Source organism: Candidatus Tisiphia endosymbiont of Temnostethus pusillus (assembly GCF_964264675.1).
Taxonomy (GTDB): Bacteria; Pseudomonadota; Alphaproteobacteria; order Rickettsiales; family Rickettsiaceae; genus Tisiphia.
Genome location: NZ_OZ183472.1, coordinates 1,471,525 through 1,489,457, shown reverse-complemented (window position 1 = coordinate 1,489,457; position 17,933 = coordinate 1,471,525). Strand labels below are relative to the sequence as shown.

Annotated in this window: 9 protein-coding genes; 4 read left to right on the top strand and 5 right to left on the bottom strand. The window is 33.7% G+C overall.

Annotation, left to right across the window (positions count from 1 at the left end; translation table 11 throughout):
* The first annotated feature begins 236 nt into the window (after window positions 1-236).
* Window positions 237-1,991, top strand: a complete 1,755-nt coding sequence (locus ACFEL2_RS06755; RefSeq protein WP_375331854.1) for a PHA/PHB synthase family protein — start codon at window positions 237-239, stop codon at window positions 1,989-1,991.
* 214 nt (window positions 1,992-2,205) lie between these two features.
* Here ACFEL2_RS06755 and ACFEL2_RS06750 read toward each other — a convergent pair whose 3' ends face one another.
* Genes ACFEL2_RS06750 through ACFEL2_RS06735 form a run of 4 tightly spaced genes read right to left on the bottom strand, consistent with a single transcriptional unit; the run spans window position 2,206 to window position 7,247 of the window.
* Complete coding sequence (locus ACFEL2_RS06750) at window positions 2,206-3,126, bottom strand: Rpn family recombination-promoting nuclease/putative transposase (protein WP_375331853.1); 921 nt, start codon at window positions 3,124-3,126, stop codon at window positions 2,206-2,208.
* Window positions 3,104-3,250 (bottom strand): hypothetical protein, encoded by a 147-nt coding sequence (locus tag ACFEL2_RS06745; RefSeq protein ID WP_341751767.1) that lies wholly within the window; start codon window positions 3,248-3,250, stop codon window positions 3,104-3,106. The genes ACFEL2_RS06750 and ACFEL2_RS06745 overlap by 23 nt, the downstream gene beginning before the upstream one ends.
* A gap of 26 nt (window positions 3,251-3,276) precedes the next feature.
* Window positions 3,277-6,600, bottom strand: coding sequence for an isoleucine--tRNA ligase (ileS, locus tag ACFEL2_RS06740; RefSeq protein WP_375331852.1), 3,324 nt, complete (start codon window positions 6,598-6,600; stop codon window positions 3,277-3,279).
* Between the two features lie 17 nt (window positions 6,601-6,617).
* Window positions 6,618-7,247 carry a COQ9 family protein gene (locus tag ACFEL2_RS06735; RefSeq protein WP_375331851.1) on the bottom strand — a complete coding sequence of 210 codons (630 nt, stop codon included), beginning with the start codon at window positions 7,245-7,247 and terminating at the stop codon, window positions 6,618-6,620.
* A 96-nt stretch (window positions 7,248-7,343) separates the two neighbouring features.
* On the opposite strand from ACFEL2_RS06735, the gene rpsU reads away from it, so the two are divergent.
* From rpsU to ACFEL2_RS06720, 3 genes are all read left to right on the top strand, one after another.
* Window positions 7,344-7,544 carry a 30S ribosomal protein S21 gene (gene rpsU / locus ACFEL2_RS06730; RefSeq protein WP_341748434.1) on the top strand — a complete coding sequence of 67 codons (201 nt, stop codon included), beginning with the start codon at window positions 7,344-7,346 and terminating at the stop codon, window positions 7,542-7,544.
* A 191-nt stretch (window positions 7,545-7,735) separates the two neighbouring features.
* Window positions 7,736-8,923 (top strand): hypothetical protein, encoded by a 1,188-nt coding sequence (locus ACFEL2_RS06725; RefSeq protein WP_375331850.1) that lies wholly within the window; start codon window positions 7,736-7,738, stop codon window positions 8,921-8,923.
* 374 nt (window positions 8,924-9,297) lie between these two features.
* On the top strand, window positions 9,298-13,932 hold the full coding sequence (locus ACFEL2_RS06720; protein ID WP_375331849.1) for a hypothetical protein: 4,635 nt from the start codon (window positions 9,298-9,300) through the stop codon (window positions 13,930-13,932).
* Between the two features lie 37 nt (window positions 13,933-13,969).
* Here the strand turns inward: ACFEL2_RS06720 and ACFEL2_RS06715 are convergent, their stop codons facing one another.
* Window positions 13,970-17,875: an autotransporter domain-containing protein gene (locus ACFEL2_RS06715; RefSeq protein WP_375331848.1), complete on the bottom strand. Its 3,906-nt coding sequence runs from the start codon at window positions 17,873-17,875 to the stop codon at window positions 13,970-13,972.
* Window positions 17,876-17,933: the final 58 nt, after the last annotated feature.

Below are 17,933 nucleotides of genomic sequence, written 5' to 3'. Positions count from 1 at the left end.
ATTTTTTCTTAAAACACTTAGTGTTAGAAATTTATAGTATATATTATATATACTGCTTGTAAATGAAGAGTTGGTAGACGATAGTATAACTTCAAGAAGAGCTAGGCAGTAGCAAAGTTGAGCGGCGTAGCGTACATGAGTAACTAGGCAGTTTCGATCTTTGGTCGCGGGAACGCCAATTCTTGAAGTTCTACCTGAGTATACTCAAATGACTTGAAGAATTGGAATTGGATATAGTGGATAATATTTCTAGTGATGAAATAATCAAAAATATAAAAAAAGTTAGTGATAAATACCAAGAGATAATACTTTGTCTTATGCAGGGCAGGGGGAACATGATCCCTGCATCTCTTATTGATATGGATAAAAATAGAGTTATATTATCAAGCTTAAGTGAACAATTTGTAAAAAATCCTGAAAAATTTTGGCAACTAAATATTCAGTATGTTGAGAAATTTCAGAATCTTGTCATAAATTCAGTAGAGAAATTTGTAGGGAAATCAACCACTCCTCTTTTTTCACCAAATAGTAAAGATAGAAGGTTTAAGGATTTAGCTTGGCAGGATAATGCGTATTTTGATTTTGTTAAGCAGTTCTATTTAATGTCTTCAGAATGGTTACAGGATAATATCGAACAATATGAACTAGCACCTGACCTTAAACAACATTTGGCATTTATGACGCATCAATTTATTAATGCCTTCTCTCCGTCAAATTTTGCTTTTGGTAACCCGATAGTTCTTAGTAAAATTTTGGAAACAGGTGGTCAGAATCTTGTTCAAGGCTTAGAAAACTTTCTTGCAGATATAAGAAATTCTAGTGATATATTAAATATAAAAACTACCGATAATAATGCTTTTTTACTTGGCAAAAATATAGCTACTACTAAAGGAAAAATTGTTTTTCAGAATCAATTAATACAGTTAATATGTTATGAACCTAAGCAAAAAACACGGGCGATACCATTACTTATAATTCCACCCTGTATTAATAAATACTATATACTTGATCTATCTGAACATAATTCAATGGTAGCATTTCTTGTCGAACATAATTTTCAAGTATATATGGTCTCTTGGGTTAATCCCGATGAAACTCTAGCTGATAAAAGTTTTGAGGACTATGTAAAAGAAGGAGTTTTAGAAGCTTGTGAATATATAATGCGGTTTGGATATAACCATATTAATGCTATTGGTTATTGTATTGGTGGAACTTTTCTTGCAACTGCTGTTGCTTATCTGAAGGCAAATAATTTAAATTATATTAATAGTGTCAGCTTTATTACTACCCTTTTAGACTTTAAAAATCCTGGGGAAGTAAGTATTTTTGTCAATGAGTCATCGATTGCCATGATCGAACAAGAAATGAATTCTAAAGGATATTTTGATGGTCGTTATTTGTCGAATAGCTTTAGTTTGCTAAGAGCTAATGATTTAGTATGGTCGTTTTTTGTTAATAACTATCTGCTTGGTCAAACTCCAATGCCATTTGACTTATTATATTGGAATGCTGATCCAACGAATTTACCAACTAATATGTATAGCTACTACTTACGTAATATGTATCTAAATAATTTATTAAAAGAACCGAGTAACTTATCATTATTTGGTACGCCAATTGATTTGAGCAAGATTGACTGTAATTCTTTTTTCCTTGCTGCAAATGACGATCATATAGCTCCGTGGCGATCGGTGTATGAAGGATTAAAACTATTAAAAGGTAACAAAACCTTTTGTCTTACAAGTTCTGGACATGTTGCAGGGGTGGTTAATCCTCCTGCAATGTCTAAATATAATTATAAAACTAATAAAGACTTAACCTTGACTAGTGAATCATGGTTTATTAATGCTGACGAGCATCAAGGATCATGGTGGTCTTACTGGCTTACTTGGTTAGAAGATAATAGTGGTGAGTTAATAAAATCGATAGATTATGATAGGTTAAAATCCATCGAACTTGCCCCCGGCAAATATGCTCATAAAAGAATATAACCTCTAACTTTTTTACCTAATCTCAACTTGATAGAGCTAAATAAAGTGAGCCGATGAAAATATAGAATCAATTAATGTGAGCCAAGAAATTTTGAGAGTCAATTAAATCAAGCTAGACTGTATTTTTAAAGTCAGTTAATTTAAGCCGCTTGTTGCCGATGAAAGCAAGCCAGTGTCATTTCAAAATCAGGTCGTCACAATTAAGGAAGCTGCTTTAAGTATTTATTTTTAATAGCTCTCTAATTTTGGTAATAGATAATTTGGTCATTCTAGAGATTTCTTCAATAGAACTACCACTTTTTATCATCGTTTTTACTAATCTAGCTTCACCTCTAGCTTCGCCTCTAGCTTCACCTCTAGCTTCACCTATTTGTTCCCAATGTTGTGCTAAACTACCCATAAGTTTTGTACCTGTTTGTTGATTTAACTTACTGGTTAATAATTTCTCCAACTCTATTTTATCCGATTGATCTATTTTTGTCAAAGTGTAAGAAAGAATCATTTCAATATAGTTATAACCTATAGTCACTTTGGTAAATTCAGGTAAAATATTGGCTATTTCCTGCCATTTCTTTAATAGATTACGTTTTTTTATATGTTTCATAAAAAATTCGAGAATGCCTGACCACACTCTTTTTTTCAGTTCCTCATCAGCAATATCATGCACATTTACTAGTTGATAATCATTTGCCCAAATATCCCTAATTAATTTACTATTGTCAAATAAACTCCACAAATTACGAGACACATTATATTTTCTTGTGCCGTTAAAAAATATTAACGGATAGACTAACGGTAAAGTTTTGGTTTTAGGATTCTCAGTTAAATATCTGTCACAAATATTCATCATATATTTGAAGAGACGGAAAGCCATGAAATGATCAGGGCTGCTTTGATGCTCGACGAGCAGGTACAGATAACCATCTTGCTTACCAAATTTAGTATAAAACAACACGTCTGAGATAGTATCTCTTAAATTTGGTTCAACAAAAGTTGTATTGTCCATTTCTAGGCTAGTGAAATCTACTAAATCCTTAATATGTTTAGGTAAATGGGCATCAAAAAATTCATGTGCTACTAGTGGATTTTCCATAGCTTTACGAAAGATTTGATCATGCTTTAAGCGTCCAGCCATTTTCCTTACCTATTTTAACAAATTTTACAAGTTCTATATAGTTCATTGATGAGAATTTAGTGACGTCGTCTTCGATCACTCGCCTATTATCTATAGGCTTCGCTCCATCGTTCTTGCTATCCAATTCTCCTGAATTGACTATATTTGAGGTTACTTAGAAACTCTTGCTACCCTTATATTTATTATGTCTGAATTTAATTCAATATTAGTCATATATTCTGGCGTAAAATTGCTAGCAAATTCACTTAAGGTTTGTTCGAGAATAAATTGACTGTGCTGCTGGACTATTAGCATAAAATCTGGTTCACCAATAATTTCTAGAAAGATTCTGTCACTTATAGCAAAATTGGCATCTTTTCTTGCTTGTTGAATAAAGCGTACCAAATCTCTTGCTATACCTTCTTCGTATAATTCTTTTGTTATGTCTAAATCTAGCAATATTAGTCCATGATTATTGGCTAAAGATTTTGTACCTTTAACATTTTTAGGTTGTAAAACTAGAGAGAACTCGTCTTTATTCAGTTGCTCTCCTGCTATTATTAGATGCTCAGAGGTAAGCTGCCATTGATGATTTTTAGAAGCTATTATGATATCTTTGACTTTATGAGGTAGACGCTTGCCTAAATTAGGAAAGTTAATCGATAATTTATGATCGGCATAATTTTCTACATCATCTCTATAAATTACTTTTTTAACATTGATCTCATCTTTAATCAATTCTTCAAATTTTATTAATAATTCATTATTGTTGCTAATGATTGTTAAACTACTCAGTGGTTGTCGAGTCCGAATATTTTCACTACTTCTAATGAATAAAGCATTACTACAAATATCTAATATTTGATCCATAGTGCTGACCAAATCATAATCGATTTCTATCGTATCAAGTTTAGGAAAATCTGCTAAATGAACACTGCCTCCTTGCTTTTCTAGCCCTGTGAGTCCCAAATAAATTTCCTCAGAAATTAATGGCAATAAACTGGATTGAGCAATAGACATTATTTCAAGACAACTATACAAGGTATTATAAGCGTTTTTCTTATCTTGATCTTTTTCACTTTTCCAGAAACGATTCCTACTTCTTCTAATATACCAATTGTTTAATACTTCAAAAAAATCGGCAATGCTACTATAAGCTATTTGACTGTCAAAATTATCTAACCCATGCTGAATTTTTTGTACTGATATTTTTAGTTTTGATAAAATATAACGATCTAGCACATTTTGAGAATTAAAGTCTAGCTCAGCTTTGATCTGATCGCTATTAGCATACAAAGTAAAGAAGTGGTAGGCATTCCAAATGGGTTTGATAAATAAACGTAGGCTCTCATAAACCATTTTTCCATCTTTATCGATCAATAATTCCTGACCTTTAACTATATTGGTAGAGAGCATGGTGACTCTTAGAGCGTCAGAACCATATTTATCAAATAATTCTAGTGGATCAGCATAATTATTAAGACGCTTTGATAATTTTTGTCCGGTGCTATCTAATATAACTCCATGGCAAATACAATTTAAAAAAGGTGGTTGGTCAAAAAGGGCTGTTGACAGTACCATTAAAGTATAGAACCAACCACGTGTTTGTGCTGAATATTCCACTATAAAGTCAGCAGGAAAATGTCCCTCAAACCACTCTTTATTTTCAAATGGGTAATGTGCTTGTCCATAAGGCATAGAGCCGCTTTCAAACCAACAATCAAAAACATCTTCTACTCTAACCATCATTGATTTACCGGTTGGATCGTCTGGATTTTTTCTAGTTAGCTGATCAATAAAAGGTCTATGTAAATCAACGATTGTCACTCCAAAATCTTTCTCTAGCTCCTCTATTGACCCATATACATCAATTCTTGGATAAATCGGATCATCCGACTTCCACACTGGTAGAGGCGTCCCCCAAAATCTATTGCGACTAATTGACCAATCTCTAGCATTTTCTAACCATTTGCCAAATAGATTATCCCTGATATGCAAGGGTATCCAGTTAATTTGTTGGTTTAATTCAACCATTCTGTCTTTAAATTCGCTAACTTTTACATACCAAGAAGGAACTGCTTTGTATATAAGAGGGGTATCAGTACGCCAACAATGCGGATAATTATGAATATATTGCTCGGTTTTAAGCCAATTACCCTGATTTTTTAGCTTAATAATAATTTGATCATTAGCATCAAATACTTGTAAACCAACAAAATCATAAATTTCTTTGGTGTATTTTCCAGCATTATCTACAGGACAAACGAGTTCTATTCCTTGAGATTGACAAAGAATCTGATCCTCTTCACCAAAGCCGGGAGCCATATGGACGATACCGGTGCCGTCTCCTTCAACTACAAAATCTCCGGAAAGAACTTTGAAGCTACCAAGATGGTTGGAAAAATAATCGAATAATGGTCGGTAAGTAAGATTCAGGTTTAATAGGCACTTACCTTCAATTATATCATAATTTGTGTCAGCACTAAGCCCTAATTCTTTGGAATATTTTTCCAAAGCAAATTTAGCCAAAATATAACAAACCTGACCATTTGGCACTAAAGCATATTCAATATTTTCTCCAATGGCTAATGCTAAATTAGCCGGCAAAGTCCATGGAGTCGTAGTCCATGCCAGCATTCTGTACTCATTATAGGGTACAGAACTTGGCAATTTCTCATTAAGTACAAAACTTACCGTAACCGCCTTATCAGTTCTTTCTCTATATGAATTATCTAGCCTAGTCTCAAAATTAGATAAAGGTGTCTCACATGCCCAAGAATAAGGCATTACCCTCATCGATTCATAGAGAAGTCCTTTTTTGTATAACTCTTTAAAAGCCCACAAAACAGATTCCATAAAGGCTTTATCCATGGTTTTATAGGAATTATTGAAATCTACCCATCTTGCTTGCCTATTGACATATTCCTGCCACTGATCAGCATATTTCATGACCGATGATCTACAATGCTCGTTAAATTTATCAATACCAAAATTGATGATGGCAGTTCTACCAGAAATACCCAGCTCCTTCTCTGCTTGCATCTCGGCAGGTAGTCCATGACAATCCCAACCAAAGCGTCGCTCAACTCTTTTGCCTTTACTGGTTTGATAACGTGCATACACATCTTTGATAAAGCCAGTTAGCAAATGTCCATAATGTGGTAATCCATTAGCAAAGGGTGGGCCATCATAAAAGATGAATTCATTATTTTGCCCATTAGACCTCTTTCGAAACTCTACTTCTGCTGGTGATTTGTATGTCGATGCGGTACTCGAATCCTCACGTACATTAGAGTACGCTGCGGTTCTGCGTTCCGCGTCTCCTTCAAATCCCTCAGCACAAGCGAGTTTCGAAGTAGGTCTACTTTCTAATGATGCTCTAGCATCTATAGTTTTTTGGAAAATATTGTGCTTCTGCCAATAAGCTAGAATCTTTTTTTCCACTGTTGGAAAATCAACATTAGATTGAATATCAGGGTAGTATTTTTTAGTCATGTTTGTAATATTGATTATTATGAAAATAGTCGAATAATTGGTATATCGACAGGGTTTGGTAACTTTAACATATTCTTACATTTAGAGGTCATAGTTATAATATTGGATAAGGATTTAGTGATATATTGATCAGTATCTACATTATTTTCCGACTCATCTTGAATATAATAAAGTATTGAAGTTATATAAACACTGAGCAACAGACCTCTCTTAGTATAATAATTATAATCTATAGACTTATCACCTGCATAACGCCAAATTAAGTCACATGTACGAAAAGCTATTTTTGTTGCGAATATGCTGTTTGATGGTGTGGTAAAATAACTGCGATTCTTCAAATGTATAAGTTTAGGTGTACAATCTTTTATTCTAATTCTTAAAGCTAAATCAATTTTATCCCTTATTTTAATCGGGGTTTCTTGTTGAGATAGTAAATCAAGCATGTTCTGGTCTTGCCAATTTTCAAAGAAATCAACTATTTCCCTTATGCCGCCCGGAAAGATTATATGATAATAGCCTTTAACAAACCCACATTCTTCCTCGGTATCTGCCAATAATTTATTATTCCACTTATCAAAGATTAGCAGTTTTGCTAGAACTTGTACAAATTGTACTTTCAAACTATAATATTTTTCGTAAGTAGTCATTAAATGCATCTTTTAATCTTGACATATAAGCTTAGTATATAGATAATGTTACTATCATTCAATAGTCTAATTTGTGCTAAAAGGGGGTAATTAAAAGTGATACTAGTAAATGTTCATGCTGGGAATGGTGAACAAGCAATTAAAAATTTGAAAAGAAAAATGCAAAGAGAGCTTGTTTTTCGTTCAATGAAAATGTCGCGTTTCTATGAACCTCCTTCAGTAAAACGTGTCCGTAAGGATCAAGAAACAGAAAGAAGGAAAAGAAAAGTTGCTCGTAAACAACTGATGGAAGGCTGATGGTTCTTATTTTTTACCCCCTGTTTACGCGCAGGGGGTGTACTAGTAATTTACGTGGTAATGACATCGTGTTGCCGTGGTGACATCGTTTCTTTCCTGCAAGCAAGTCCAATGTTAATATTTGAGATATTATGATTATTAGAACATATTTTTGCTATATTTTTTTTATAGTTTTAATAATATCATCTTTTATGATGCATACTCACGCAGCTGAAACAAAGAGTGCTAATTTATATATTATAAGCGATAAAGCTTTTGTTGGGGATCGTAGTCAATTGCTAGGAGTAGCAAGAGAAAGCGAGAAGTACTTTAAAAGCAAGTCTGTTAAGCTGAATGTTGAGGAATACGATAAATCTCAATTAGAAACCGTTAAGGATCAAATTAGCAGTAACAAAAATCTTGCCATTATAGTTTCAGTTGGTTATTACGGCATAGAATCAATAACTAAATTAAAGTCAGATCCTGAACTGGCAAAAAAGATTATCGCAGTACATCTTTCTCACCAACTATTAGATAATGGCACTTTATCACACAAGCAACTTGTCCAAGAAAAACGTGATAATTTTTTTGGTGCAGACATAATAGTATTGCCTAACCATGCATTAGATAAGCATAATGTTAAGCTTACTGGCGTGAACACTATACTACTTACTACTAATGGGGTAGCTCATAATATGCAGGTCTCTGATATTGAATCAGAATATGGTGCATTTAAATCAATGTTCTCTTCCTTTGATAAATATTTAGCAGTGATTTTAGCAGGGGATGTACCGGAAAATGGTACATATCATTGCTACACAAATAAAGAAGCCGAGAAGTTAGCCGAATATGTTAGTAATCTTGCATTAAAAAATAATTATTTCGTATTAGTATCCAATGGACCGCGTACAGGAAAATATGATTGCCAAAACAATAAAGAGCTTAGTGTACATGAAAAAGATAGTATAATGGACATGGTGACATCAAGTTTCCAAAGGGTTTTACAAGAAAATCGAGTACCCTTTAAATTATTTGACTTTAAGAAAGGACAACCAAGTATGTATAAGGCTATTCTTGGAGCCGTTTTATATAACAAGCATAGTCTGATTATAGTACCAGGTGAGTCTACTTCTATGGTCTCGGAAACCGTAGATATGTTACCTGCTAAAACTGTTACGGTGTATTATAACTCCACAATGAACGAAACCCATAAAAGACATATAAAAAACGAGTTTAATGAAGGAAGAGTGTCAATTATTGATGAGAATATGCATCTTCATTTACCTAATATACCTAATAATATGCGAGCTAAGTATTATTCTGCTAGTGAGAATATAGCTAAGGGGATATATACTTTGTGGCATACTCGTACAGTTACTATCCCAAAGGTTATTAAATAGACCTGTTCCATACTTATCATCCTACTCTTACTATAGTGAAACCTATTGAATTAGGTGATACAAACTTTGTGTCATGCGAAAGCAGGTATCTAGATTCCCGCTGCGGCTAGGAATGACAACTTACAACCCCTGCGAAAGTAGGGGGTTTAAAAAACTATTAAACATTTTTAGATTCCGCTACCTACGCAGGAATGACATCAAAGCTGTTTCAGAACCTAGGTTAATTATATAAAGTGCGAAACTCCTGATAGAGAATTTTCAATAATCTAAAGATTTTACTTCTAAAAGTTGTTTTTAACAACTTTTGAAGTTATAGTTATACTCAAATAATTTTATAATATTAATTTAGATAATTTAAACTATGGGTAAATAAAATGTCATTACCAGAATCAGAAGAAACTTTATCCGCAATAAAACAACTTCAAGAAAAGATGAAAACTGAACAGGGTATGTTTGAAGAAGCTGATAAAGACCTTAAAGGTCTACAAAAAGATATTCAAGACAAGCAAAAAGCATTAGATACTCTAAAAGATAATTTGCAGCAAGAAGATAATGATGCATTAGAATTGTTGGGAAAACTTTGGAAACAGCAGGAAAAAATAAAAGGACACCTAGCTGCTCAATCAGCAGACGCAATAATACAAGCAGTTCAAGAACAAAATGAATTTATAGACTCAGAGTTAGAACTGATCAAACAGCAATATGAAAATATTGCATTAAATCTTGAGATATGCCGAGAGTTTGAGCAGTTTTTACGTGAAGATGGACAAAATACTTCTCATAGGAGCATTGAACACAAAGAGGCATTTGCTAAATTTCTTGAAGGAAGTGAATTGCTTAAAGAAGATGACAAAAAAGAGTTGCTTGAGAAAAATTCGCAGCTTATGACCGAGCTTAATGCCAGTATGCAGAATTTAGAAAAAAGAGATGGAAATTTAATCGAGCAAAAAAAGAAGTTAGAAAAGAAAGATTTAGCTAATAATTTGGCAGTTGATGTTCAGCCAATACTACAAAAATTGTTTAAGGAACAGCAAGCGGAGATAGAAAAAGAAATAGAAGTTATATTAGCAGAAAATTCTACAATAGTGGAGCAATATAAAAATGTAAAACTACGAGAAGAAGAAATAAAGAAAATCCAAGGTCAAATAGAGCAAAAAACTCAAATCATTGAACAAAGCAAGCAAAAAGAAGAGCAGTTGTTTGAAGAATTAAAGCAATTGGAACAAAAATCTTACCCCCCTCTATCCAGTGCAAAACAACAAGAAGGTTCAGTTAGCCAGTATTCTATATTACAAGAAAGAGCTAATGATGCTGAGGCGTCAGTGAAACGTCAAATTGAGATTAATGAACTGATAAAACAGCAAAAAGAACTGACTAGTGTTGAAAAAGCAAGAGCAGATAATTTAGACCAGCAATTAACACAGCTACAATTGTCTACAAAGCAAGAAATACAAGCACATCAAAAATTAATAGATGACCTCCAAGACGAGATTATAGGTCTGAAAGGAGAAAAAGAGCAGAAACAATTTAGTATGCCTACTAATGAGAAAAATTGGGCAGATGAACTACAGGAGCTAAGTGAATCAGATGGATCTTTGTCAGATCAGATAGATAAGTTAACCAGTGAAAATGATAATTTAAGAGCTAAGTTAGAAGAGACAGAGAAAAATGCAAAAGAACAGCTATTAGAACTTAGTGGAGCAAAAGATTTAGAGTATAGTAAAGCAAAAGAAAATTATGTAGCAGAATTACGAACAATAAACGAGGAATTATTACAACTAAAATCAGAGCAGCGAGAAAAACAGGCAGAGCTAGATAGAACAAAAGAAGAATTAACCAGTACTAGTAAGAAATTGCTTGAAGCTGAAAAATTGCATGGAAAAGAAAGTGAGCAGGCTAAAATTTTACAAGATCAGGTAGAGGAATTAACCGAGGCTCAGCATCAATTAACAACTAACTTAAAAGAAACAAGAGAAGGGGCAGAAAGTCGAATAGCAGGACTTACTAAAGAAAAAGAATCAGCAACTCTCGACTTACAGGCAGCACGATTGGTCTATGAAGCAATGCTTAAAGGACAATCAGAGGCAGCTGCAGTAGAATTGCAAACAATAAACGAGAAATTATCTCAACTAAGATTAGAGCAGCAAGAAAAACAGATAGAGCTACAAAGGACGAAAGAAGAATTAACCAGTACTAGTAAGAAATTGCTTGAAGCTGAAAAATTGCATGGAAAAGAAAGTGAGCAGGCTAAAATTTTACAAGATCAGGTAGAGGAATTAACCGAGGCTCAGCATCAATTAACAACTAACTTAAAAGAAACAAGAGAAGGGGCAGAAAGTCGAATAGCAGGACTTACTAAAGAAAAAGAATCAGCAACTCTCGACTTACAGGCAGCACGATTGGTCTATGAAGCAATGCTTAAAGGACAATCAGAGGCAGCTGCAGTAGAATTGCAAACAATAAACGAGGAATTATCAAAACTAAAATCAGAGCAGCAAGAAAAACAGACAGAGCTAGATAGAACAAAAGAAGAATTAACCAGTACTAGTAAGAAATTGCTTGAAGCTGAAAAATTGCATGGAAAAGAAAGTGAGCAGGCTAAAATTTTACAAGATCAGGTAGAGGAATTAACCGAGGCTCAGCATCAATTAACAACTAACTTAAAAGAAACAAGAGAAGGGGCAGAAAGTCGAATAGCAGGACTTACTAAAGAAAAAGAATCAGCAACTCTCGACTTACAGGCAGCACGATTGGTCTATGAAGCAATGCTTAAAGGACAATCAGAGGCAGCTGCAGTAGAATTGCAAACAATAAACGAGAAATTATCTCAACTAAGATTAGAGCAGCAAGAAAAACAGATAGAGCTACAAAGGACGAAAGAAGAATTAACCAGTACTAGTAAGAAATTGCTTGAAGCTGAAAAATTGCATGGAAAAGAAAGTGAGCAGGCTAAAATTTTACAAGATCAGGTAGAGGAATTAACCGAGGCTCAGCATCAATTAACAACTAACTTAAAAGAAACAAGAGAAGGGGCAGAAAGTCGAATAGCAGGACTTACTAAAGAAAAAGAATCAGCAACTCTCGACTTACAGGCAGCACGATTGGTCTATGAAGCAATGCTTAAAGGACAATCAGAGGCAGCTGCAGTAGAATTGCAAACAATAAACGAGGAATTATCAAAACTAAAATCAGAGCAGCAAGAAAAACAGATAGAGCTACAAAGGACGAAAGAAGAATTAACCAGTACTAATGAGAAATTGCTTGAAGCTGAAAAATTGCATGGAAAAGAAAGTGAGCAGGCTAAAAAACTACAAGATCAGCTAGGTGGGTTAACCAATGAGAATAATAGTTTAAAAACTCAGTTAGAAGAAATAGAAAATGAAAGAAAACAGTTAGAAACACTTAGTGGAAAAAAAGATTTAGAGTATAATTATTTAGAGGCAGAATACGAAAAACAACAGGCAGAGCTAAAGAAAATTCAAAAAGAATTAACCGAAGTTCAAGAAGACCTAACGTTGGATAAACTTATTTCTGATGACCAAAATAAAAACTTTAAAACTCAGCTAAATAAAGTAACCGACGAGAATGAGGGGTTAAAATCTCAGTTAGAAAAAATAAAAAAAGATACAAAAAATCAGCTAGAAACACTTAGTGCAGCAGAAAAATTAAAGTATAATGCTTTAGTAACAAAACAAAAAGGGTATATAGATGAACTTTGGGGGAGGTTAGAGGTTGCTAAGGAACATGCCCAAAGAATCCAAAAAGATGAACAGGCTAGGGTAACAGAGCTTAGAGATAAGGATATTAGGATAGCTGCTCTTGCAAGGCAAAATGCCGCACTTCTAAGTCAATTGGAAAAGTTGCAAATTAAGCCAGAAGCATATGAAGTTGAGATTCAAACGGATAATATAGCTGGTAAGTCAATAGGTACGGAAACAGAGACTATTACTAAAGAGTTTAGAGCAGTTGATAGCCAAACAGATAATAGGCAAAAGTTGTATCAATCAGTAGGTACAGAGTATAGACCAGTGATGGATAGTGGCGTGTCTGTAGATAAAGTATTAGTTCAGGATAAGACTAAGGGTAATGTTTATGACGATGATAAAATATTGCAAGCTTTTAAGGAATTGTCAAGAGAGCAAGTTCAGCCAATTGTTAATAAATGTTCTTTGCAATCTACAAGCAGTTTTGCTCAATTTGCCCAAGAAAATGTTGGTAAATTATCCGAAGCATTTCGGGACTCAAATGTACTACGAGAGATAGAAAATATTGAACAAAGAGGCTATACAGATATTCATAAAAAATTTGCAGCTGAGTATAAAGATATTGCATGGCAAGAAAATATTATATCCCCAGAATCAGGTAAAAGCTTTAACTTGAAGCAAAACGGTAAGGATGTTGTAACAATAAATGAAACAACATTGAGTTATGATGTAAGTCATGATGACAAAAATGCTAAATATAAAACTAGAGAGGGAGAAGAAATTAAAAATGCTCGTATGGTAAATATACCGTTATCTATAGATATGCAGGGGGCGTGTCATATGTCTTTTGCAGTGCAAGATACAAATGGACGTAATATTGGTAAAGAAGATGCTGTATATTTGACTGCTCACTATAAGAATGGCAAGTTGGTGCATCTGACCAAACCTACAGAAATATTTTCTTGTTCTGATGACAATAAGTCACCTTTATATTTGAAACGTAAGGGTAAAACTTATACTTTACCAGTAGATAAAAGCACTCTTGAGCAACTTGAGCAAGAAGTCCTTAAAAACAAAGGAGAATATGTAGGAATCGTTAGAAATGTCCAGGGTAATATTAAGGTAAATTCAGCTGCTGTTCACGGGTTGCAACCTGATCGTGTAACAGCTGACCCTCTTTTTAAGGATGCGTCTCAGCTATTACATGATGCTAATGCCACCCCTGCTCTAGATGGTTCTCTAGATATGAAAGGACTTGCTCATAAAAAACCTAACCGAAATGTAGGTGGTAGTAGAAATCCTTAACGAAAGTTGCTAATTATGTAATAATTAGCAACTTGTATTAAAATTTCACTGATCCATTAACATAGAAAGAGTGGGTAGTAAAACTTTTTTTTAAACTATAATCGTAACCAGCACCTAATTCAAGTGCTGATACAGATTGCATGTTTATACAACCTCCTAAAGTGTACATAACATTCTTTGGAGATGGTCTTAGAGATTTTGTGATAGCTACTGTTTGAGTATGGTGTTCTATGCTAGTAAAATTAATGATGTCGGTTGAATTATTTAGTAGAACAGTCTGATCTAGTTTAAAGTGTACCTTAGGAATAATTGAAATATTTCTTACTAAAATGCGTTTACTGAAATCAATTCCAGTTTCAAATGATACTCTTTTTCCTTTCCTAGTTGGTACATTAATATTAAAATCTTTCCTATATTCTGTAAAATTTTTGATTAGAAAATGATCAAATATTATTCCTACCATTGGTTTGAACAAAAATTTATCTAAATCAACTTTATAGTGAGTTTCAAGCTTCGCACGTCCTACATAACCGTTAGTCTTGCTATTAATTGATATAGTATCTCTTTTCCCTAGATTTTTAATAAAGGCTTTACCATATTTAAGATAAGAACTCAGATACATATTTTGTGATAATGTATATTTGCTGTAAACTGCAGCTACATGTAAAATAATATTTTGCTTGTCATTAAAGATGCTTTGAAATTTAGTATATGAATTTGCATTAGCATATGCGATTCCTATAATAAGTTCATCAAGAGGCTGTGCATCAAAACCTAGAACGAAGCCTTGCTGATTATTTTTAAAGGGTAAAGTATTTCCTTTTTGTTTGCTAGTAGAGTTCATAACTTGAATCCACCCTCCTTTTTTAATATAATAATCATTATCCCCTGCCGCTACCATATTTACCCTATTAGGTTTTAATAGATTATTTCGAGTACTTAAAGCGTTTGAAATTAAATCCAAGTAATCAAATTCTATATATGTAGTATATTTTGCTATATTTTGTTCGATATCAAAATTAATAGGTGAGATATAAGATTCTTTTTCAGCTAATATTGTAGTTTCTGCAGAAATTTGGGGTTCAGTTGCAGTTGCAATAGGTTGAACATCAGATATAAGCTGTTCATCTGCAGGATGTTCAGGCTCAGGAAGTTGCTCATTAGCTACAAGATGTTCATCCTTCTGAGGTTGATCATTAGCTACAAGACGTTTATCTGCATCATGTTCAGCCTCTTGGGCTTGATCATTAGTTACTATTGGTACATCCTCTTCTTTAAACAATTCTTCTAACCCAAGATTATCTTCATCAAATATATCATGTTCATCCTTCTGAGGTTGATCATTAGGTATAAGATGCTGCTCATTAGCTGCAAGAGGTTGAACTGCAGGAGGATTATTTTCTACATGGACTACATTTGCAGGAGGTTGAGGTACAGCCTCAAGAGGTTGAACTGCAGGAGGATTATTTTCTACATGGACTACATTTGCAGGAGGTTGAGGTGCAGCTGCAAGAGGTTGAACTGCAGGAGGATTATTTTCTACATGGACTACATTTGCAGGAGGTTGAGGTACAGCCTCAAGAGGTTGAACTGCAGGAGAATTATTTTCTACGAGGACTACATTTGCAGGAGGTTGAGGTGCAGCTGCAAGAGGTTGAACTGCAGGAGGATTATTTTCTACATGGACTACATCTGCAGGAGGTTGAGGTGCAGCTGCAAGAGGTTGAACTGCAGGAGGATTATTTTCTACATGGACTACATTTGCAGGAGGTTGAGGTGCAGCTACGAGAGGTTGATGATCAGCTACAAGATGTTCATCTGCATCATGTTCAGCCTCAAGAAGTTGCTCATAAGCTACTATTGGCACAGCCTCTTCTTTAAATAATTCTTCTAATCCAAGATTATCTTCATCGAATATATCATGTACAGCTATACTCCTTTTCTGCCTTTTAGTTTTATAAAGTTTCGGTGGATTATAATATTCATGTAGCTCTAAGTTGTTTTCGTTTACCCCTTGTTTATTGTCCGCATTGTATACTACAACTTGCTCAACTACTGCGTGCATTGTTGAAGATTGTTCTTGAGTTATTGGTGGGGGAAATGTTACTACTGCTGCTTCAGTACTATTTTGAAAGGATGCAACATTTTGAGTTCTATCTATTTTTGGAGCTTGAGATTGCAATATAGGAAGAGTTGGAGAATATCTTCTATATAATCTTGGCGGTTTAGATTCTTCGTCATCTAGTTTACTATCTAAGGATTCATCACTAGAATCAAGATTTGAGGTATCTGATGATCTTCTTGAATAATATTGTGGATCGAGTGGTGCTAATGAAGATGACCGTGAAAACCTTTTGGGAGTATCTATGAGTGGTTCATCTTCAGAGTCGCTCCACTCTTCCTCTTCAGATTCTGGTATGCTGCTGTGATGAGAGAAAAATCCTTCGTCTAGTGATTGGGGTCGGGGGAGTTTGAGGCTAAACGTACGAGTAATAGTTTTATTATCTTGATAATGTTTAGGTTGTTCTGTTTCGATGCTATGTCTGCGAGTAATAATCTCCTTACGTTGATTATTACCGTCATCTTCTGTTGCAAATTCTTGAAATTCGTTGTGTAAACTTTTAGTGTTTACTAGTGGTATAGCTTTATCGGTTAGCGTTTGATTATTAGGCTGAGTGGTATCTGATATTAGAGGCATAACAACAGAATCCTCTACTTGGTATGGTAATATCTCTGTTTGCATACTTAAGCTTGGATTTGGAGGTGGGTCATTAAGAGATATATAAGGTGATTTTACTGACATCAAACTATTAGAAGCTTGAGGTTGTGCTTTGATAATAGAAATAATGTATGCTGCCACATTCTTAAATTTCTTCTTTGGTAAAGTAGGTAATGAATTATTAGCCTCTTTACAATCTAACTTAGATTCAAAGTATTGTTTTGTTTCTTCTAACTTGCGGATTTTATCTTCTTTTATATTGATAGCACTTGATAGTTTGTCGTAATGATCTTTTTCTTGGTTGAGTATTGACTCTTGCTGTTCTATGTTACTCATATCCTGTGCCAAATCTTCTAACTTTTGATTTACTTCCTTAAGATTAATATAAAGAGTTTCTTTTGTGTTATCATCGTACCTTAGGTCTTGTGGAGATATGTCTATTTCTTTTAAAATTTTAACTATACTTGAATGATCTGAAAAATTGTCTTCGTAAATACTTTCGGGGTTTGTGTTTACTACGTTATATTCGCTCCCTCCTTGTTTGTTATTCTCATTCTTCAAATATACAGCATCTTGATATGAGGCTTCTTCTAATTCTTTTTTTATTTTTGATAAAGATTCTTCCTTTTCTACCAAAGCCTTTCGTTCAGCGTCTGATTGAGCTTTATCATATTCTTTAGAATTTCTCTTTATTAGTTGCTTTATTGCGGTTAAACCTTTCTCCTTTATACCTTTCCGTGTTTCGTTATTTAATATTTTTTCTTCGATCATTTCTTTCTTGAAACTATAGTTTCTATGTAAATCAAGTAATGTTAAATAATTTGCTTCTAGTAACTTAAGTGTTCCTAGATAATAATTGTTTTGTGAACCAAATTCTTTTTTCAACTCATTGTCATAATCCCCAAATCTGTCTATTATTTGTGAATTACGTGTTTGTTCTAGTCTTTTCAACTCATCACGAGCTTCATCAATAAGTTGCCAAGTTGTTTCTATTTCATTTTCAAAGTATTCTCTATTAATAGTTGGGTTTGGATGATATAAATTTATTTGCTCATTTCTTAATCCTGCTGCCAAAACATTAGATGTACCAAATCCTTGTAATAAAAAAAACAGAATAAACAAAAAAAGAAAAATTATGCACCTTGTTACTAAAGATCTATTAGATATATATCTATTAGATCTATTAATAAGAGAATTATTTTGTAACTTGTTAAATAAAACCATTTTATTACCTATCAGTTAATTTATTTATTAAAGATTAATTAATGTTAATGCAATTGTC